This window comes from Thermosynechococcus sp. QS41 (genome assembly GCF_031583515.1).
Lineage (GTDB): Bacteria > Cyanobacteriota > Cyanobacteriia > Thermosynechococcales > Thermosynechococcaceae > Thermosynechococcus.
This window is the reverse complement of sequence record NZ_CP134181.1, coordinates 2489848-2509665: the sequence shown is the minus strand read 5'-3', so window position 1 is coordinate 2509665 and position 19818 is coordinate 2489848. Positions and strand designations below refer to the sequence as shown.

Sequence of the window (19818 nt, the reverse complement as noted above, 5' to 3'; positions counted from 1 at the left end):
ACTAAAAAATCGCTGTTAAACTGGAAATTAGAACTGAATTTCGGAAACGGGTGCCGATGAAATACGCTCAACGCCTTTCCCAACGGCTGAGTCAACTGGCTTTGGTCGTGGGTCTCTCGTTAGCTCCCACTCACATTGGTTTAGCGCAATCGAGCAATAACAACACCGTTTCCTACAGTCAATTCCTCAATGCCCTCAAGGCGGGTGAAGTCAGCTCCGTCGAACTCTATCAGGAACAGGGGCTAGCCAAGTTTCGCCGTAAAGATCAACCCGAACAATCTCCCCCCCAGGAGGTACGGCTCTTTGATCGCAATCCTGAACTTGTAGAACTGCTGCGCCAAGTGAGTACCCGCTATGACACGACGGTGCGGGTGGTGCCCTCTAGCAGTGATGGGGCAGTGGTTGGCGTCATTTCTAACTTGATGCTGGGCTTCTTTCTGCTGATTTTATTCCTGATGATTTTGCGGCGGGCGAGTAATGCCCCCGGCGGCCCTGGGCAGATTCTCAACTTTGGTAAATCCCGCGCCCGCTTTCAAATGGAGGCACAAACGGGGGTGACCTTTGGCGATGTGGCTGGGATTGAAGAGGCCAAAGAAGAGCTGCAGGAAGTTGTGACCTTTCTCAAGAATTCAGAGAAATTTACCTCCATTGGTGCCCGTATTCCCAAGGGGGTGCTGCTAGTTGGGCCACCAGGAACCGGAAAAACGCTCCTTGCCAAGGCGATCGCCGGTGAAGCTGGGGTTCCCTTCTTTTCCATTTCTGGTTCTGAATTTGTGGAAATGTTTGTGGGCGTCGGTGCCTCCCGTGTGCGGGATCTCTTCAGAAAGGCCAAAGAAAACGCCCCTTGTCTGGTGTTTATTGATGAAATTGATGCCGTCGGTCGCCAACGGGGTGCCGGCATTGGCGGTGGCAATGATGAGCGCGAGCAAACCCTCAATCAACTCCTGACGGAAATGGATGGCTTTGAGGGGAATACGGGCATTATTGTGATTGCGGCAACGAACCGCCCCGATGTTTTGGATGCTGCCCTCCTGCGTCCGGGTCGCTTTGACCGCCAAATTACCGTTGATTTGCCCAGCTACAAGGGACGCCTGCAAATTCTCCAAGTCCATGCGCGGCACAAGAAAATTGCTCCCGAGGTGTCCCTAGAGGCGATCGCCCGCCGTACCCCCGGCTTTTCGGGTGCCGAACTGGCCAACCTCCTCAATGAAGCCGCAATTCTCACTGCTCGGCGTCGCAAACCGGCCATTACCAATGCCGAAATTGACGATGCCATTGATCGCGTGACGATTGGCATGACGCTCACTCCCCTCCTCGACAGCAAGAAAAAGTGGCTGATTGCCTACCACGAAGTGGGTCATGCTCTACTGATGACGCTCTTGAAACATGCGGATCCCCTCAATAAAGTGACCATTATTCCCCGGTCTGGGGGCGTTGGCGGCTTTGCCCAGCAGATCTTTGATGAAGAGCGGGTGGATAGTGGCCTCTATACCCGCGCATGGCTCCTCGATGAGATCACCATTCTATTGGGGGGGCGCGCTGCCGAAGTGGAAATCTTTGGCGATGCTGAAGTCACCGTGGGTGCCAGTAGCGACTTGCGAGCAGTGGCCAATCTGGCGCGGGAAATGGTGACCCGTTACGGCATGTCGGATTTGGGACACTTAGCCCTTGAAACGCCGGGCAACGAGGTCTTTCTGGGTCGAGATCTCATGCCGCGCGCTGAATATTCTGAAGCTGTGGCCGTGCAAATTGACCACCAAGTGCGCGAGATTGTTATGCACTGCTACGAGATTGCCCGCAAACTGATCCGCGAGCATCGGGTGGCCATTGATAAGCTGGTGGAGCTGCTCCTTGAGAAAGAAACCATTGACGGTGATGAGTTCCGTGCCTTGGTGCGCCAATATACTACCCTACCTGTCAAAGAACCCACTTGGAAGGTGACAGCGACACCAGTATCCTTTCGTCAGGGTGCCCAGCCGTCCTAGGCAAGGAGGCAACGGTGAGCCACGAGCGGCAGGCAGTCCGCCACCTGTTAGTCCTCGAAGACAGTGAGGGGCGGCGACCTATTTTGCTAGAGGCAGCCACTTATTCCATCGGTCGCGATCCAACGAATTCAATTGTGCTTCACTCGAAGATGGTCTCACGGCAGCACGCGATTTTGTTACGGGTGACCAGTCCTGAAACCAATAGCCATCTTTTTCGCCTCATTGATGGTGATTTGCAGGGCAAGCGCAGTACGAATGGCACTCTGGTCAATGGCCAGCGGATTGTTGCCCATGATTTGCGTGGCGGTGACATGATTGTGTTTGGCGGCGATGTGCGTGCCCGCTACTTGACCTTGACGAACATGACGGATACGGAGTTTCAGGATTTTTGCCGCAGTACCGATGTCTTAGGATTTCTCTCCAAAAGCACCAATCCCTTTGCAACACTTGTCCCCCTCAGTGAAGGTAATATCGAGAATTTTAGTGAAGCGGCCTTAGTGCGCTTGGCCTCCTATCCGGAGCTGACGCCCAACCCAATTTTGGAAGTGGATTTAGAGGGGAGGGTGACGTATCTCAATCCAGCGGCAGTGATGCAGTTTCGGGATCTACAGCAACAGAAGTTGACTCATCCTCTATTGCTGGGATTGCCGGAACTCGCACGCTACATGAAGCAAACCCAAGAAAAAGTGCATGTGCGGGAGGTGGAGTACCAAGGGCGCATCTACGAGCAATCCATTCACTACATCTATGAAAGTGAGCTGATCCGCAGCTATGTCATGGATGTCACCGATCGCAAGCGAGCCGAGGAACAACTGCGCAACCAAGCCCGCCGTGAGGCCATCATTAACCGCATCATTCAAGCCATGCGTACCACCATGGTGGCAGCGGAAGTTCTGCAAATTACCGCTGATTTACTCCTAGAAGCCTTGGGATCGACCCTCTGCCTGATTACGCAAACCCATGCGCCCAATAGCCCTACCTATGCCAGCCGTCCTCAATTTGTCAGCTTACCCAACCACTTGATTGCTCTCAACCAGCAGGCGATCGCCCTCTTTGAACCCGCCCTCAGCAAGGGTGAACAGGTGGTCTTGGCGGCGAGTTGTACGGATTTGCCGCAGCCGCTGCAAACAGATCTCAGAACCTTCAACGTCAACGCTTTGGTAATTACTCCCTTGGTTTACCTCGGCCAACTTCTCGGCCAAATTACGCTCCTCGATTGGGAGTGGGAACCCAGTGAGGCAACGTCCGTTTTGGCAAGCGATCGCCAGCTTTGGCAACAAACCCTGCCCAAGTCTTGGACACCAGAAGATTTAAGCCTCGTCAAAACCATTGCCGATCAGTGTGCCCTCGCCATTCACCAAGCGCAGCTTTACCAACAGGTACAAGAACTCAATGCGGATTTGGAGCGCCAAGTGCGCGCCCGTACTGCCGAACTGGAACAGAAAATGCAGGAGCTAGAGCGGCTCAATGCCATTAAGGATGATTTCTTGAGTACCGTTTCCCACGAGTTGCGTACCCCCATGGCCAATATGAAAATGGCCATCTATATGCTGAAGCAATTTGCCATCGACGATCGCCAGAAACGCTACCTCGACATTCTCGCCAATGAGTGCAACCGCGAAACGGAATTGATCAATGATTTGCTGGATCTGCAACGCCTAGAGGCAGGGCGCAGCCAGATTCAACAGGAGGTGATTGATCTCGACAGTTGGCTGCCCTCGGTGCTCGAACCCTTCCGCAACCGCATGCAACAGCGGCAGCAATCCCTTGAGATTTTGCGCCCCGCCACGTTGCCGCCCCTCCTCTCCAACCGCCATGCCTTAGCCCGCATCTTGGCAGAGTTACTCAACAATGCCTGTAAGTACAGCCCTGCTGGCGCACAGATTGTTGTCCGTTTTGATCCAATCGGGGGCGATCGCCTGCAAATTCAAGTGAGTAATCCCTCAGAGATTCCTAGTGAGGAGCTACCGCGCATCTTTGAAAAGTTTTATCGCATTCCCAATGCCGATCCGTGGCAACAGGGGGGAACGGGTTTAGGCCTTGCCCTCACCCAAAAACTCGTGGAGCAATTGCAGGGTGAAATTAGCGCCGACAGTGAAGCGGGCATTACCACCTTTACCCTCAGCCTACCCACTGCATCAGGTGATCCCGCTGCCTGATAAAATAGGGTGCTAACGTTCTTAGGGTGCCATGACCCTTTCGCGAGTCGCTTTAAGTAGCCTACAGCAAGACCTTGAACAGTTAATTCGTCGCTTGGATAGGGTGCCCCACGGCGACGTGATTTACCAAGCCCTGCAACTTTTTCTGGATATTGCCGATGAGGAACTGGAACGACTAGATTGGAAGATTCTGCGTTCCTGCCTGCGGGATATGCACCAAGCCCTGCGGGTCTTTGCCCCCTATCGCCATACCCGCAAAATTTCGATCTTTGGATCGGCACGCACTCCCTCCACGGCGCCAGTCTATGAAATGGCGGTGGCCTTTGCCCAAGCGGCGAGTGCCACGGGGTTTATGATTATCACCGGTGCCGGGGGTGGCATCATGGAGGCTGGCAACAAAGGGGCAGGCTCCAATAAGTCCTTTGGCCTGAACATTGAACTCCCCTTTGAGCAGGGGGCTAACCCCTATATTGAAGGGGATCCGCGTCTGATTCACTTCAAGTACTTCTTTACGCGCAAGCTCTTTTTGCTCAAGGAAACCGATGCCATTGCTGTATTTCCCGGTGGCTTTGGCACCCAAGATGAAGCCTTTGAATGCTTGACTCTCTGTCAAACGGGCAAAGCCCCCCCTAAACCCTTGGTCTTGATGGACATTCCCGGCGGCACCTACTGGCAGCATTGGGATCGATTTATTCGTGAAGAACTGGCAGCCAAGGGACTAATTAACCGTGAAGATCAGGAACTCTACCGCATTTGCACCAGTGTTGAGGAGGGGTTGGCTTACCTCAGTGGCTTTTACCGGGTTTATCACTCCAGCCGCTACGTGGGCGATCGCCTCGTGCTGCGGTTGAACCAAGACATTAGTGATGCCGCCCTTGCAGAACTCAATCGCGATTTTCAGGACATTCTTGTGGCGGGTCAGATTGAACGCACTGAACCGCTGCCACGGGAAGTGGAAGACGAGCAACCCATCAACCGCCCCGCCTTGACCCACACCCTCCACCTGCCGCGCTTGATCTTGCACTTTAACCAGCGGGACTACGGCCGTCTGTACCAACTGATTTACCGCCTCAATGGCTTTGCCACGGCGGCAACCACCTGCCATCCCGAACGCAAATAGGCGATCGCCCCCAGATGACCGTTTTTGATCACCCTTAGAGATACATACGCCCATGATCGAACGCTATACCCTTGCCCCAATGGGGAACCTCTGGACGGATGCCTACAAATTCAAAACATGGCTCGATGTTGAGATTGCGGTCTGCGAAGCCCAAGCCGAACTGGGACATATTCCTGCTGACGCCGTCGCTGAAATCAAAGCCAAGGCCAAGTTTGACCCCCAACGGGTGCTGGAAATTGAGGCAGAGGTAAAGCACGATGTCATTGCCTTCCTCACCAATGTCAACGAACATGTTGGCGATGCCGGCCGCTATATTCACCTTGGCTTGACCAGTTCCGATGTTCTCGACACCGGTTTAGCCCTGCAATTGGTGGCCAGTCTGACGCTGATTCAAGAGCAGTTGGAGCAGCTCATTCAGGCAGTGCGCCACCGTGCCCAAGAACATCGCTATACGGTGATGGTGGGACGCAGTCATGGGATTCATGCCGAACCCATTACCTTTGGCTTCAAACTCGCGGGTTGGCTGGCGGAACTGCTGCGCCATCGCGATCGCCTGTGCCAATTGCAGCGCACCGTGGCCGTAGGCAAAATTTCGGGAGCAGTGGGCACCTATGCCAATGTGGATCCGCGGGTGGAGGCGATCGCCTGCCAAAAACTCGGTCTCCAACCCGATACCGCTTCAACACAGGTGATTTCCCGCGATCGCCATGCCGACTATGCCCAAACCCTTGCCCTCTTGGGAGCCAGCCTCGAGCGCTTTGCTGTTGAGATTCGCAATCTTCAGCGCACCGATGTCCTTGAAGTCGAGGAATTCTTCTCGAAGGGACAAAAAGGCTCCTCTGCCATGCCCCACAAACGCAATCCCATTCGTTCCGAACGACTGACCGGTCTAGCGCGGGTGCTGCGGGGAAATGCTTTGGCTGCCCTTGAAAATGTTGCCCTCTGGCATGAGCGGGATATTTCCCACAGTGCGGTGGAACGGGTGATTTTGCCCGATAGCTCGATTCTCAGCCACTTTATGCTGGTGGAAATGACTGACTTGGTGCAGACGCTGCAGGTCTATCCCGAAAATATGCGCCGCAATATGAACTGCTACGGCGGTGTCATCTTTAGTCAGCAGGTGCTCTTGGCGCTGGTGGAGAAGGGGCTGAGTCGCGAAGCTGCCTATGCCTTGGTGCAAAAACATGCCCATGCGGCATGGAATCAACCGGACGGTGACTTTGCTGCCAACCTCAAAGGGGATCCAGAGATTCAGCGCTACCTGACACCAGAGGAACTCGAGGCCTGCTTTAACCCTGAACATCACCTCAAGCACCTCGAGGAAATTTACCAGCGGTTGGGAATTTAGACCGCATTGAGGTAGGCTTCGAGGTCGCTAATCCGAAAGAGCGATCGCAGGGGTATTCCTTGAGCGGCAAAGGCAGCTTCCCCGCCCGCTTGGCGATCGACAATGGCCAGAACCTCATTGACCACATAGCCTGCCTCTTGGAGCCGCAGCACCGCCTTGAGGGCAGACCCCCCCGTCGTGATCACATCCTCAAGCACCGTGACCACCGCCCCTTGGGGCAAGGGGGGACCTTCAATAAAGCTCATCGTGCCGTGGCCTTTGGCTTCCTTGCGCACAATCAGCGCTGCCCGATCCTGCCCGTGCACATTGGAGAGCACGCTCACTGCCACCACCAAGGGATCCGCCCCAAGGGTGAGACCCGCCACCGCCACCGCTTCAGGGGCTAACTGCGCCAAGAAGAGCCGCCCCATAAGGTAAGCGCCCCGCGCTGATAGGGTCACAGGTTTGCAGTTGATGTAGTAGTGGCTTTTTTGGCCAGAGGAAAGGATAAACTCGCCGGCACGGTAGGCATCGCGGCACAGCAGCGCCAAGAGTTCCTGACGCAGGTCAGCAAGGGAATCGTGCATAGTGTTCTCCACAGTTAGGGGGTTGAGCCAGCGGGCACGCGAAACCAATGGGTGGTGCCGTCCTTTTGATCCACGAGTTTGACCCCTTGAGCCAAAAGGAGATCCCGCAGGCGATCGCTCTCCGCATAGTTCTTGGCTTGGCGGGCAGCGGTGCGAGCAGCAATTAACTCTCGAATCTCCTCATCGGTTAGGCCAACCGTTGACGCAGCTTGTGCCTCTGCTTTTGCCTCTAGACCCAAAACCTGAGCAAGAGTGACTAGGGTGTGCCAGTCGCGGCTGATTTCAGCGGGCGATCGCCCCCAGTCTCCCCCGTGGAGATAGCGATGCTGCTCACGATTCAGGACTTTGGCCAGTTCAAAGATGACCGCTAGAGCTGCTGCGGTGTTCAAGTCCTCATCCATAGCTTGACAAAAGGCTTGGGTACTGGGGTGAGCTTTGACCCCCTCTGGATCAATGACGGGCAGGGAGAGCTGCCGATTGAGCTGTAGCGCCTCCTTCAGGGTTTGCCAGCCCTTGGCAGCGGCGGTCAGTGCCTCTGGCGTAAAGTCCAAGGGTTTGCGGTACTGAGCCTGCAAAACCAACAGGCGCAAGGCCATGGCATCCACCCCCTGAGCCAGCAGATCACGAATGGTTGTGAAATTCCCCAAGGACTTGGACATTTTCTCTGTGTTGACGGTAACAAAGCCGTTGTGGAGCCAAAATCGGGCTAGGGGCTGTTGCGTCACCGCCTCCGATTGGGCAATTTCATTCTCGTGGTGGGGGAAAATTAAATCCATGCCACCGCAATGAATATCCACCGTTGCCCCAAAGGCCTGTCGCACCATTGCCGAGCATTCAATGTGCCAGCCGGGGCGCCCTTTACCCCAAGGGGCTTCCCACGGGTCATAAACAGCCATTTCCTCCGGCTTTGCGGCTTTCCAGAGGGCAAAATCAAGGGGATGGCGTTTGCGCTGCTCCTCCTCTTCCTCAATGCGGCCACTGGCACCGGCCATGAGTTGCTCAAGCTGGCGCCCGGAAAGCTTGCCATAGCTGGGAAATTGTGCCACGGCATAGTAAACATCCCCGCCGGCCACATAGGCATAGCCGCGATCCAGTAGCCCTTGAATGAGGTGAATAATTTCTGGAATCACCTCTGTCGCGCGGGGATAAGCAGTGGCAGGTAGGATATTCAAGGCCGCCATGTCCTCGTGGTAGGCGGCAATGTAGCGATCGCTCACTGTGGCCATCGTCTCGCCGTTTTCATGGGCGCGGCGCAAAATCTTGTCATCAATATCGGTAAAATTTTGCACATAGTGCACCACGTAGCCCAAGAACGTGAGATAGCGGCGCAGCACATCCCAAGCCACATAGGAACGGGCGTGCCCCAAATGGCAGTAGTCATACACCGTGACACCACAGGCATAGATCGTCACCCGCTCTGGGTGCAGGGGCGAGAAGGGTTCAAGGCGGCGAGACAGTGTGTTGTACAGATGTAAGGGCACAGAAACACCCCGCAAGGATCAACAGTTGCAGCAGCAAATCGCTCTTTGATAGGATATAGGATACCAAATTCATCATTATCGAGGACAAACACACCCCCATGGCCAAAAAAAGCATGATCGAACGGGAAAAAAAGCGGCAACGGCTTGTTGCTAAATACGCCAGCAAACGCCAAGAACTCAAGGCTCAACTGGCCAGCGCCGAAACCCAAGAAGAGATCATGAGCATCCATCGTCAACTGCAACGGTTGCCCCGCAATAGTGCCCCTTCGCGGCTACGGAATCGCTGCTGGTTGACAGGTCGTCCTCGTGGTTATTATCGTGATTTTGGCCTCTGCCGCAATGCCCTGCGGGAAATGGCTCACCAAGGGTTGCTGCCGGGGGTGGTCAAGTCCAGTTGGTAAATTGCCTCTGCTACCCTAGAGCTAATAGGGTTGAGGCACAACCATGGCAGAGCGACTCTCTCCAGCCGATATTGAGGCACAACTAGCAAACCTAGCGGGCTGGAAATTGGCGGGCGATCGCCTTGAGCAAACATTTGTTTTCAAGGATTTTCTTGGCTCCATTGCCTTTGTCAATCGTCTGGTGGATCCCGCTGAGCAGGCCGGACATCACCCTGATTTATCCATTTCTTGGAATCGGGTGACGGTCTGCCTTACGACGCATGATGCCGGCGGCATTACCCAAAAGGACATTGATCTGGCCAAGGTGATCTCCGATCTGGCCGCGGCATAACTTTCGTCAGCATTTGCCAATATTTAAGGATTGGGCGAAAAAGACAGAACTACGATAGGGAGTAGTGCCCGCGATCGCCCATCCTTATGAATACCGCCGAATTACTCGTGAAATGCCTTGAAAATGAAGGCGTAGAATACATTTTTGGTCTGCCGGGGGAAGAAAATCTTGATGTCCTGCAAGCGCTGCGTCGCTCCCCCATTCAATTTATCACCACCCGCCATGAACAAGGGGCGGCCTTTATGGCCGATGTCTATGGTCGTCTCACCGGCAAAGCGGGGGTATGTCTTTCTACTCTCGGTCCCGGTGCTACGAATTTAATGACCGGTGTTGCCGATGCTAACCTCGATGGTGCTCCTCTTGTGGCCATTACAGGGCAGGTAGGCACCGATCGCATGCACATCGAGTCCCACCAATATCTGGACTTGGTGGCCATGTTTAGCCCGGTAACCAAATGGAATGCCCAGATTGTCCGCCCCAGCATTACGCCAGAAATTGTCCGCAAGGCCTTTAAGATTGCCCAGAATGAAAAGCCAGGGGCGGTTCACATTGATGTGCCCGAAAACATTGCCGCCATGGAAGCTGAGGGCTATCCCCTCAAGCCTAGCCCGCCCGAAAAAACCTATGCCTCGTTCCAGAGCATTCTCAAGGCCGCTGAACTGATCAATGCTGCTGAGAACCCCCTGATCTTAGTGGGGAATGGCGCTATTCGTGCCCACGCTGCCGCTGCCCTCACCCATTTTGCCGAAAAGCTGAATATCCCCGTGGCCAATACCTTCATGGGTAAAGGGGTCATTCCCTATCAGCACTCCCTTGCCCTGTGGACGGTGGGACTCCAGCAGCGGGATTACATTAGCTGCGGCTTTGATCATGCTGACTTAGTGATTGCCGTTGGCTATGACTTGATTGAGTATTCCCCGAAAAGCTGGAACCCCGATGGCCGCTTGCCCATTATCCATATTGCAGCCACCCATGCCGAAATTGACAGCAGCTATATTCCTGTGATTGAGGTGGTGGGAGATATTTCTGATTCCCTCTATGAAATTCTCAAGCGAGCCGATCGCCAAGATAAGCCCACCCCCTATGCCGTGCAACTGCGCCAAGACATTGTGGCGGACTACTGCCAATATGCCCAAGATGAGAGTTTTCCCGTCAAGCCGCAAAAGCTCATCTACGACCTGCGTCAAGTCATGGGGCCAGAGGATATCGTCATTTCTGATGTGGGTGCCCACAAGATGTGGATTGCCCGTCACTACCATTGCGATCGCCCCAATACCTGCTTGATTTCCAATGGCTTTGCCGCAATGGGGATTGCCGTACCAGGGGCAATAGCGGCGAAATTGGTCTATCCGCAGCGGCATGTGGTGGCAGTCACCGGCGATGGCGGCTTCATGATGAATTGCCAAGAACTGGAAACCGCGCTGCGCATAGGAACCAACTTTACAACCATCGTCTTTAATGACGGCGGCTATGGCCTCATCGAGTGGAAGCAGCAGCGCTACTTTGGTGAATCTGCCTATGTCCACTTTGGTAACCCGGACTTTGTCAAGTTGGCCGAGAGCATGGGACTCAAGGGGTATCGCATTGAAGCCACCGCTGATTTTATCCCAACGTTGAAAACTGCCCTTGCGCAGTCTGTGCCCAGCATTATTGATGTCCCCGTGGACTACAGTGAGAATCTGCGTTTTAATCAACGCCTTGGGGAGCTAAGCTGCGAAACTTAGGCCACGCACGCCACCCGAATCCAAGGGGCATAGGGGTTCATAAACCCCGTTACTGTGATTCGCTGCCCACTTTGATAGGTTTGCAGTTGCTCGTTGACGGTGGGGTGGAGTGTTACCAAAGGCCAAGACCACTGATCCGTGCGGAGTTGATATGCCTGTTCCCCTAGTTTCACAAATTCGCCGCTAACCGTTTGCATGCCGGCGCTCACGATCATGGGTGTCGGTTGGGCGATCGCCACCGTCGGCGGTAGGGGGACCGTGGGATCAAATGTATTGAGTGTCTGGAGTTGCCAAGCTTCCCATTCGGGATGTTGCGGCGGCAGGTTAAAGAAGGGAAAGATTGCCTGTCGGCACTCCTGAATCAGGGGCTTCAGATCAAGGGTGCCCACCAGTTGGTGCAGCGATTTCCCTTGGCGAATGGCTGTGGCAGCTAACCACCCTGCCCCCTGTCCAATGCCCATTACCAGCGGTTGCAAGCGAGTGGCACCATTGGCAATATGGGTCACCGAGATATTTTTCTCTGCCACTAGAAAGCCCTCTACCGTCTGGGGAATCAACGACGTATAGGGAATCACGAAGGGCGTCCCCGTCCAACGACCGCCCCAACGGATGGACTTAGGGACAAGGGGGAGTTCCATCCCCGGATAGTGGTGATCGTTCGGATAGTTGCCGATGGCAATGCCCGTGTAGTGACCTTGGGCATCAACGGGCGGTGGTGCAGTGGGGAGAATATCCTGCTCGTGAATTGTGGTGACACCCATCAGGCGCCGACTTTCGCGGTAATAGGGATGGAGGGCATAGGCACCGCCCCCCAGTTGGTCAGGGAGTTGGGGAAACGTCTCTTCCGCTAAACCATAGCGGCGACCCAACTGTTGCTGCACATAACGGGCAAAATCTTGGGCGTGCCAGCGTGCTTCTTGGCAAAAGGCCTGTCGCTCTTGGGCAGAGCCGATCAGCCGTTCCAGACCCACCCCATAGTCATTCCCCTGCTGCGGCCAGTTGAGCATAAAGCGGTTTCCCGGCAGGCGGCCATAGTTGAGAAAGTGCAGAGGGTCATAGCCTGCCCAAGCACCGTTAAACTTGTGCTCATCCCAAAGGGGAGAAGGGGGAATCTCTGGGGCAGTGGCACCCTCACCGTAGTCCTGTAAAACGACAATCCATGTGGGGGCTTGAACGGGATAGGTTTGAGTCAAGGCTGTGGGTGCTGGGGGGGCTGAGGGTTCTTGGGTGTCTGCCTGCCACTCCCACCCCCAACGATGGGGAATTTCCCCCAAGGCAAGGAGATCCCCGAGTTCTGTGGCGTCAATTGTGATTTGGGCATGGAGGGTGAGGGTGGTCAATTCCACCCCGAGGACGCGATCGCCTTGGCGCAAAACCGCTTGGGGAAGTTCACCGACAAGCCACGTCAGGTTGGGGGTTGCCTTGACCCACTCGGCAAAAAGATCAGCGGCGACCTTGGGATCAAAGGTAAAGAAACTCACCCAAGCATGATCTAGTCCCCCCACTTGGCGTTGGGCGATCGCCCGCAGAAACTCACCCCACAGCCCGGTTTGCCACGCCATGAGTTCATTGCCATCGGGCGCCGCCACCCCAGCACTGGTGAGCATGCCCCCTAGCCACGGCGTTTCACTGACCAGCACCGTTTGCGCTCCCATACGAGCCGCCGTTAAAGCAGCAGCTACCCCCCCTATGCCACCACCCACAACGAGTACCTCGGTGCGCAGGGTTTGCCTCACTGTTGCGGTTCCTTGGGATCGGTAATCAACCCCCAACGATCGGGGGGCCAAAAGCGAATCGCCGCACGACCAATAATGTAATTGCGCGGTACCACGCCCCAGCAGCGGCCATCAAAGCTGTTATTGCGGTTATCCCCCAAGACCAAGTAGCTGTTGGCAGGAATCACCTGCGGTTGAGCCAGATAGGGCTGAATACCGGCACAGGTATCGACGGAGGTCAATGTCGAGGGAGCTAGATAGGGTTCGGGTAGGGGTTGATTGTTGATATAGACGCGCCCTTGGCGGAGTTCCACGCGATCCCCAGGCAAGCCCACCACCCGCTTGATAAAGGCATCACGAAAGCCTGCCTGTTGCAAGGCCGGAGTTGGATTGAAAACAATAATGTCGCCGCGATGGGGGGCATGGAAATAGTAGCTGATCTTTTCAATAATCAGGCGATCGTTAATCAGCAGGGTTTCTTCCATCGAGCCGGTGGGGATATAGCGCGCTTCTGCTACAAAGGTACGAATACCAAAAGCCAAGAGAGCAGCCAGCCCCAAGGTTTTGGCCATCTCCAGCCACCAAGGTTCTGTCGTCTTTTCGGTCTTGGCTGTCACTGATTCAGGGGTAGAAGCATTTGTGGGTGGCAGTTTGCCATCGGCCATAGAAAGGAACTCCGCAAACAGTAAGTCAACCCTGTACTCCACCATACCCCATCACCAAGGTAACAGCGCCCCGATAGCCAGAATCCGACAATTTTGAGAATCCAGTTAGAAGCGACAGGGTATTTACAGGCTTCAAGAAAGATGCTAGCCTTTTGTCGGCAATTTCACGTCATCTTGGTATTGAAATCAAAAGTCCAATGGCTATCGATCCAACCGCCTTCATGGCAACTATGACTCGCCGTGTGCAGTTGACGGAAGAAGACAAATCGGTGCTTGCTCAAGCAGCACCTTGGGGTAAGGAAGTTGCCCCCGCAATGGCAGATGTCTTTTATGATTACCTTGGCAAAGATGAAGAGATGAATGCCATTCTCAACGCTACCGAAGGGCGAGTTCATCGCCTCAAGCAAACGTTTGTGGAATGGTTTTACGAGATGTTTACTGGCATGGATCAGTGGGGAAAAAGCTACGCTGAACGCCGTTGGAGAATTGGACTTATCCATGTCAAGGTTGGGATTGGACCCCAGCATGTTGTACCAGCCATGGCAGTTGTAGTCAACGCTCTACGGCAAAAACTGCGCCAAGATAATCAATCGGAGGCTCTTGGGGATGCCTTAAGCAAAATTTGCATGATTGACCTTGCCTTTATTGAGCAGGCCTACTTTGAAGTCTCTTCCCAAGCAGTTCTTCAAGAGACCGGATGGACACAAGCGCTCTTTCAACGTCTAATTGCTCAAGGGGCAACCGCGATGTAGCAATTCTCTTCTTTATCTTCATTGGTATCTATTTGCTCTTACCATCATTTATTCGATTTATTTTGGGCTAGATTTTGGGCTAGGGGGTAAAATGGCTATTAACGCCGTCAAAATTGAAGCAATTCTGCAAAATTTTGTAGCCACTGCCAGCAATGTTCAAGGGGCAGCTCTGGTTTCTCCGGATGGCCTGACGCTTGCCGCTGTCTTGCCTAGCGGCATGGATGAAGAGCGTGTTGCCGCCATGTCAGCAGCCATGCTCTCCTTAGGTGAGCGGATTGGGCGGGAACTGAGTCGAGGACAAATTGAGCGAATTTTGGTGGAAGGCAACAGTGGCTATGGCATCCTGACTAGCTGCACCGAAGATGCAGTTTTACTGGTTCTTGCCGATGATTCAGCCAAGCTGGGGATTATCAATCTTGAGATTAAGAACGTTATTGCCGATTTGCAACAACAACTCGTTAGTGTGAGTCCAACTGTTAGTCTCTAGCCTGAGGTCACTACCCAATGGAAATTATGCGGATTGTAGTGACCGGTGCAGTAGGCGCTGGTAAATCTACATTTATTCGCACCATTAGCGAAATTGAGGCTGTAGACACAGATCGCAAAGCTAGTGATCATGTTGCTGATCTGAAGCCAACAACAACAGTAGCGATGGATTTTGGGCGCTTACGGTTTAGTGCTGATAAGGCACTTCATCTCTACGGTACTCCTGGCCAAGAGCGCTTTGATTTCATGTGGGACATTCTTATTCGCAAAGCTCATGCTTTCATTTTGCTAGTGAGTTCCCATCGTCCCCAAGACTTTCGGATGGCTCGACGCATCGCTGCTTTCATGCGCCACCGCACTCAGATACCCATGGTCATCGGCTGCAGTCATGCTGATCATCCTGACGCTTGGCCGCTGGAAGAAATTGGGGTTGCCCTTGGCTATTTAGATCCCCAAAGACGACCACCAATGATATTTGTGAATAGCTTGGATCGTTTTTCGGTTGCCACAGCGCTGACAACAGTTATTCAAGAATATGTCCGATTCCAAGCTAGACCAATCACTCCTCCGGATGCCACCGCTACGGTCAAAAGACAACAACTTGAGTGATTGAATTCAAGAGGAGATTCCCATGAAAATTAGCGGTTACTTTTCAGAATTTTCGCTAGGAGAGGTTTTTCGGTTGTTGGAACAAGGGCAGCGTACAGGATGCCTCTCCATAAAGTTGATCAATATGCCAAACATTTTAACCGTGCTACCGCAATCGCAAGAGTACTACCTCTTTTTTCGTTATGGAAACGTGGTAGCAGCAACCACTACACTTAACCAACAAGGTTTGTGGCAATTGATTGAGCAGCGGAAATTATTACACCCTTTGACCATTCAACGAGTGATGGATCGATATTCTCAGAATGTACCCTTGGGGATTTTCCTAAAGTCCCAAGGAATCTTGGACACACAGCAACTTAGTTTACTATTCAGGCATCAAGTGCTGACGCCTGTTCCTTACCTGTTTAGCCTTGAAGAAGGCTATTTCGAGTTTGATGGCCGTCATCCCCTGCCGTTTTCTGAAATGACCGGTCTGAGTGCTTCACCCCAAGCGATTACCCTAGCAGGTCTGCGTTTATTACGCGACTGGACATCCTTGATGGATAAATTGCCCTCGGAGAGCTCGACGATTGTCGCTTTAGTTCATGAGCCACCCTCTGTGCAGTTAAGCGCAAAGGAGTGGCAGGTATGGGAGCAAATTGATGGCACAACAACAATTCAGGAGATTGCTAACACGCTAGGCTTGCCCATCTTAGAGATTCAAAAAATCTGTTTTTGTTTTATAGTGATGGGCTTAGTAGAAGAAATCATTAGCATTTCTCCTCCGCCAGCAACTACCTTTCCTAAGCAGATTGACCTAGGCTTGTCCAATAAGGAAAGTGATAATAGAGCTGGCGCCGAATTGAGTTATTCCTTCCTTAATGGAATTGTTAGCTTTTTAAGAAACAAAGCAAAAGATAATTAACTGTTCCCTTTTATGACATCCTTCCGATGCTTACCTGAAGTTGTGGAGCACAGGCTTACTGACTAAGAATTGCTTGGTAAGCGGCTATTGGTCAAGAATTGCAGCCATCATTTGCTCTGCTTGAGTCCCATAACTGCCGCCAAAGAGATTGAAGTGATTGAGGATATGGTACAGGTTGTAGATGGTTTTCCGTTGCCTATAGCCAGCCGCTAAGGGATAGGTGGCGTTGTAGCCCTCATAAAAGGCCGCAGGAAAGCCACCAAAGAGTTCACTCATGGCCAAGTCCACCTCGCGATCGCCATAGTAACTGGCGGGGTCGAAAATGACGGGTTCCCCCGTACGACAAAAGGCAGCATTTCCCGACCAGAGATCGCCGTGCACTAGGGTAGGGGTTGGCTCATGGTTCAGGAGTTCTGGAATGGCTGCTAGGAGCTGCTCCGCCTTGGGAAAGTGTCCACCCCGACGGCGAGCCAGATCAAACTGATAACGCAGGCGAGCATCGCGGAAAAACTCCCCCCAGTTGTCTGACCAAGGGTTGATTTGAGGAGTGGCACCAATGGTGTTATTCTCCGACCAGCCATAGCGATCGCCAGTGCTCTTGAGGTGCAACTGTGCCAGCTCTACCCCCATTTGCCACCAATCTCCGGCACTGGTGAGGGGCAAGTATTCCAACACTAAAAAACTCGCGTCCTCAACCACTCCCCATAGCAGGGGAAGGGGAACGCGAATCGCTTGAACCTTGGCGATCGCCCGCAGGGCATTGGCTTCGGCAGCAAACATGGCCTGCCGTTCAGGGCGATTGAATTTAACAAAGAGGGGTTGCTCAGGATGTTGCCACACATAGGTGGTGTTGATACTGCCGCCCCCTACCGCAAGGGCTTTACCCTCATGGAGCCGCTGACCCGTCGCTGCGGCAAATTGATCCCACAACTGTTGCCAGCGACCCACACCCTCAACCCTTAGTCGTCGTAAATGCGGCACTCAGCAGCATCAGGGTTGTCATCACAGTACTGCTGGAAGGAGGTTTTGTGATCTTGCTGCTCAGCGCGTTGGTGGGCAGCTTCCGCTTGCAGTTCCTCAAGGGCATCCCAAGCGGCGGCACACTGTCCAGAGGTTGCCCCTTCGGTGTCACAGATTTTGTGGGCTTCCTCGCGGGCTTGTTCAATTTGTTTCTCGAGATTACTCATAGAGCCTTTATTGAATCACCGTATTCAGTTTATGCAATCTGCCCAAGGGCAGGAATGCCGTTACTCCACTCTAGCAATGAATGCCCTGAACTGCCAGTTGGAGACGGTGCATCCCCACCCCTCACCCCTAGAGGGTACTGTCGGCAACGGTTGCTTCACTAACTAGGCTGGGGGCGGATTGGGTCAGTTGGGCATAGAGGGGCAGATGGTGCTGCGCTACCGCCGGCAGAGCCGCATGGACATGGCTAGCGATCGCTGTCGTGGTCACATCGTAGGTTTGGGTGGCTAGCTTGGGATACATCCCCACAGCAATAATCGGCACCAACAGGGACAGGGCAATGAAGGTTTCACGGGGATTGATGTCCAACAGCAGTTTGTCAAACATATCGCCCGCTTGTTTGCCCGTAAAGACACGGCGCACCATCGAGAGCAGATAGACGGGCGTAATAATCACCCCAACAGCGGCAAGGAAAATCACCCCCACTTTGAAGGTCGTGGAGTAGGCATCACTGTTGGTCAAGCCCAAAAAGACCGTCAGTTCACTGACAAAACCACTCATACCGGGCAGCGCCAGCGAAGCCATAGAGCCGGCAGTAAAGAGGGCAAAGGTTTTCGGCATGGATTGGGCAATCCCGCTCATTTTTGCCATGGCCAATGTGTGGGTGCGATCGTAGGTCACCCCGGCCAAGAAGAAGAGAACAGCCGCAATCAAACCGTGGGAAAGCATTTGCAGCATCGCCCCATTGAGACCAATGCCATTGAGGGCACCAATGCCCAGCAGCACAAAGCCCATGTGGGAAATCGAGGAGTAGGCCAGCCGCCGCTTCAGGTTTTCTTGGCCAAAAGCAGTCAGGGCACCATAGACAATATTCACGACCCCAAGGGCAATCAGAACAGGGGCAAAGTAGATGTGGGCATCCGGCAACATTTGCAGGTTGAAGCGAATCAGGCCATAGCCCCCCATTTTCAAGAGCACGCCTGCCAGCACCATTGACACGGGCGCCGAGGCTTCACCATGGGCATCGGGTAACCAAGTGTGTAGCGGAAAAATCGGCAGCTTGACACCAAAGGCAATCAGGAAACCACCATAGGCCAGCAGTTCCAGCGCCAAGGGATAGTCCTTGAGACCCAAGGCCGCCATGCTGAGCGTAAAGTCCCCCCCATAGAAGGCCATCCCGAGGCCAGCAATGAGGATAAAGAGGGAACCAACGGCAGTGTAGAGGATGAATTTTGTAGCGGCGTATTGGCGTTTGGCTCCCCCCCAGATGGAAATGAGTAGATAGACGGGCACCAGTTCCAATTCCCAAATCAGGAAGAAGAGGATGAGGTCTTGGGCGGCAAAGACGCCAATTTGGGCACTGTAGAGCGCCAGCATCAGGAAATAAAATAAACGCGGCTTCTGCTTTACTTGCCAAGCCGCAAAGATTGCCACTGTGTTGACCAGACCCGTCAGCAACATCAGGGGGACGGCAAGGCCATCAACCGCTAGGGACCAGTTCAGGCCGATTTGCGGCAGCCAAGGCACGGTTTCCACCATTTGGATCTGGGCGGATTGGGCATCGTAGTGCTGCCAGAAAACCATTGCCGAGAGGCCAAATTCGAGGAGGGCGATCGCTAGGGCATACCAGCGGACTGTCTTCCCCTCACGGTCGGGCAATACGGGAATGAAAAAGGCTGCCACTAAAGGCAGCAGTGTCAGTACAGTCAGCCAAGGAAATTGGACATTCATCAGACAACCCCCCAAGGGACGAGTCCAGTACTCTGTTCACGCATCTGAATAAGAATATATACCTATTTGCCAAATGTTGCAAATTGTTAAGCATTTTTCTAAATTATAAAGTTTGTGGCACTTCTATTGACAAAAATCTATTCTACAAAGAATTAATATTGATCTGAATAAAGTTAAGATGGGGGTTGACGGGCTTAAGGTTCCTCACCGTTGGTTGCGGCAGTGCAGTTTTATAGCAACAGGCAAGGTGTAACGGCAAAGCAGAATGTTACAGTTTGTTCTAAATACCAGAGTGTCTGGGGGTGGGGTCTCATGATTTTCTTGGAAGCCAGTGTTTTTGTCACTATCCTCGTCGGGTTTCTAGCAACGATCGTCAAGAAAAACCTGCTAATGAAGATTGTGACGATGGATGTCATGAGCACCGGCGTAGTGGCTTTGTTTGTGGTCATTGCCACCCACAGTGGTCTGGTCACGCCCATTGCCCGTGGCGGAGCCTTTGATGCTGCCTATGCCGACCCCGTACCCCAAGCCGTGATTTTAACCGCGATCGTGATTGGCCTTTCGATTCAAACGCTGATGCTGGTGGCAGCAATGAAGCTAGCGCGGGATAACCCGACGTTGGAAACCCCAGAAATTGATCAAAAGTACCTGTAGGG

At 53.4% G+C, this 19818-nt stretch carries 19 protein-coding genes; 12 read left to right on the top strand and 7 right to left on the bottom strand.

All coding sequences use genetic code 11. The features are described 5' to 3' along the window. The first annotated feature begins 56 nt into the window (after positions 1–56). From ftsH to purB, 4 genes are read left to right on the top strand one after another with little or no spacing between them, the layout of a single operon-like run. A complete protein-coding gene (gene ftsH, locus RHJ80_RS12290) occupies positions 57–1985 on the top strand; it encodes an ATP-dependent zinc metalloprotease FtsH (RefSeq protein WP_310743119.1) in 1929 nt (642 codons plus the stop codon). Between the two features lie 14 nt (positions 1986–1999). After that, entirely contained in the window at positions 2000–4144 is a 2145-nt protein-coding gene (locus RHJ80_RS12285) for an ATP-binding protein (RefSeq protein WP_310801112.1), read from the top strand. Positions 4145–4175: 31 nt separating this feature from the next. Next, positions 4176–5264, top strand: a complete 1089-nt coding sequence (locus RHJ80_RS12280) for an LOG family protein (protein WP_310801111.1) — start codon at positions 4176–4178, stop codon at positions 5262–5264. 52 nt (positions 5265–5316) lie between these two features. Continuing rightward, positions 5317–6612 (top strand): adenylosuccinate lyase, encoded by a 1296-nt coding sequence (purB, locus tag RHJ80_RS12275; protein ID WP_310801110.1) that lies wholly within the window; start codon positions 5317–5319, stop codon positions 6610–6612. Here purB and pyrE read toward each other — a convergent pair. Both pyrE and cysS read right to left on the bottom strand, forming a co-directional pair. Beyond that, positions 6609–7178 carry an orotate phosphoribosyltransferase gene (gene pyrE, locus RHJ80_RS12270; RefSeq protein WP_310801109.1) on the bottom strand — a complete coding sequence of 190 codons (570 nt, stop codon included), beginning with the start codon at positions 7176–7178 and terminating at the stop codon, positions 6609–6611. The genes purB and pyrE overlap by 4 nt on opposite strands. 14 nt (positions 7179–7192) lie before the next feature. Continuing rightward, on the bottom strand, positions 7193–8659 hold the full coding sequence (gene cysS, locus RHJ80_RS12265; protein ID WP_302678434.1) for a cysteine--tRNA ligase: 1467 nt from the start codon (positions 8657–8659) through the stop codon (positions 7193–7195). A gap of 98 nt (positions 8660–8757) precedes the next feature. On the opposite strand from cysS, the gene rpsN reads away from it, so the two are divergent. The 3 genes from rpsN (at position 8758) to RHJ80_RS12250 (ending at position 11115) form a co-directional block, all read left to right on the top strand. Then, entirely contained in the window at positions 8758–9060 is a 303-nt protein-coding gene (rpsN, locus tag RHJ80_RS12260; RefSeq protein WP_011057663.1) for a 30S ribosomal protein S14, read from the top strand. Positions 9061–9103: 43 nt separating this feature from the next. Then, complete coding sequence (locus tag RHJ80_RS12255; RefSeq protein ID WP_206200398.1) at positions 9104–9391, top strand: 4a-hydroxytetrahydrobiopterin dehydratase; 288 nt, start codon at positions 9104–9106, stop codon at positions 9389–9391. An 86-nt stretch (positions 9392–9477) separates the two neighbouring features. Continuing rightward, positions 9478–11115: an acetolactate synthase large subunit gene (locus tag RHJ80_RS12250; RefSeq protein WP_206200397.1), complete on the top strand. Its 1638-nt coding sequence runs from the start codon at positions 9478–9480 to the stop codon at positions 11113–11115. On the opposite strand, the gene RHJ80_RS12245 is transcribed toward RHJ80_RS12250, so the two are convergent. After that, a complete protein-coding gene (locus RHJ80_RS12245; protein WP_310801108.1) occupies positions 11112–12851 on the bottom strand; it encodes an FAD-dependent oxidoreductase in 1740 nt (579 codons plus the stop codon). The genes RHJ80_RS12250 and RHJ80_RS12245 overlap by 4 nt on opposite strands. Further along, positions 12848–13495, bottom strand: coding sequence for a signal peptidase I (lepB, locus tag RHJ80_RS12240; RefSeq protein WP_310801107.1), 648 nt, complete (start codon positions 13493–13495; stop codon positions 12848–12850). Before lepB ends, RHJ80_RS12245 begins: the two co-directional genes overlap by 4 nt. Positions 13496–13692: 197 nt before the next feature. Between lepB and RHJ80_RS12235 the strand changes: the two genes are divergently transcribed. The 4 genes from RHJ80_RS12235 to RHJ80_RS12220 all read left to right on the top strand — a co-directional run bounded on the left by RHJ80_RS12235 (position 13693) and on the right by RHJ80_RS12220 (position 16246). Further along, positions 13693–14247, top strand: a complete 555-nt coding sequence (locus RHJ80_RS12235) for a protoglobin domain-containing protein (RefSeq protein WP_149819878.1) — start codon at positions 13693–13695, stop codon at positions 14245–14247. A 91-nt stretch (positions 14248–14338) separates the two neighbouring features. Next, complete coding sequence (locus tag RHJ80_RS12230; RefSeq protein WP_310801106.1) at positions 14339–14734, top strand: roadblock/LC7 domain-containing protein; 396 nt, start codon at positions 14339–14341, stop codon at positions 14732–14734. 17 nt (positions 14735–14751) lie between these two features. Beyond that, positions 14752–15342, top strand: a complete 591-nt coding sequence (locus tag RHJ80_RS12225; RefSeq protein ID WP_310801105.1) for an ATP/GTP-binding protein — start codon at positions 14752–14754, stop codon at positions 15340–15342. A 22-nt stretch (positions 15343–15364) separates the two neighbouring features. Further along, positions 15365–16246, top strand: a complete 882-nt coding sequence (locus RHJ80_RS12220; protein WP_310801104.1) for a DUF4388 domain-containing protein — start codon at positions 15365–15367, stop codon at positions 16244–16246. A gap of 84 nt (positions 16247–16330) precedes the next feature. Here the strand turns inward: RHJ80_RS12220 and RHJ80_RS12215 are convergent, their stop codons facing one another. The 3 genes from RHJ80_RS12215 to RHJ80_RS12205 form a co-directional block, all read right to left on the bottom strand. Beyond that, positions 16331–17194, bottom strand: a complete 864-nt coding sequence (locus tag RHJ80_RS12215; protein WP_310801103.1) for a fructosamine kinase family protein — start codon at positions 17192–17194, stop codon at positions 16331–16333. An 11-nt stretch (positions 17195–17205) separates the two neighbouring features. After that, entirely contained in the window at positions 17206–17433 is a 228-nt protein-coding gene (locus tag RHJ80_RS12210; RefSeq protein WP_011057657.1) for a Calvin cycle protein CP12, read from the bottom strand. A gap of 127 nt (positions 17434–17560) precedes the next feature. Next, positions 17561–19162 (bottom strand): NAD(P)H-quinone oxidoreductase subunit 4, encoded by a 1602-nt coding sequence (locus RHJ80_RS12205; RefSeq protein ID WP_310438608.1) that lies wholly within the window; start codon positions 19160–19162, stop codon positions 17561–17563. 312 nt (positions 19163–19474) lie between these two features. Here RHJ80_RS12205 and RHJ80_RS12200 point away from each other — a divergent pair, with 312 nt between their 5' ends. Then, positions 19475–19816 (top strand): cation:proton antiporter subunit C, encoded by a 342-nt coding sequence (locus tag RHJ80_RS12200; protein WP_149819866.1) that lies wholly within the window; start codon positions 19475–19477, stop codon positions 19814–19816. The last annotated feature ends 2 nt before the right edge of the window (positions 19817–19818 follow it).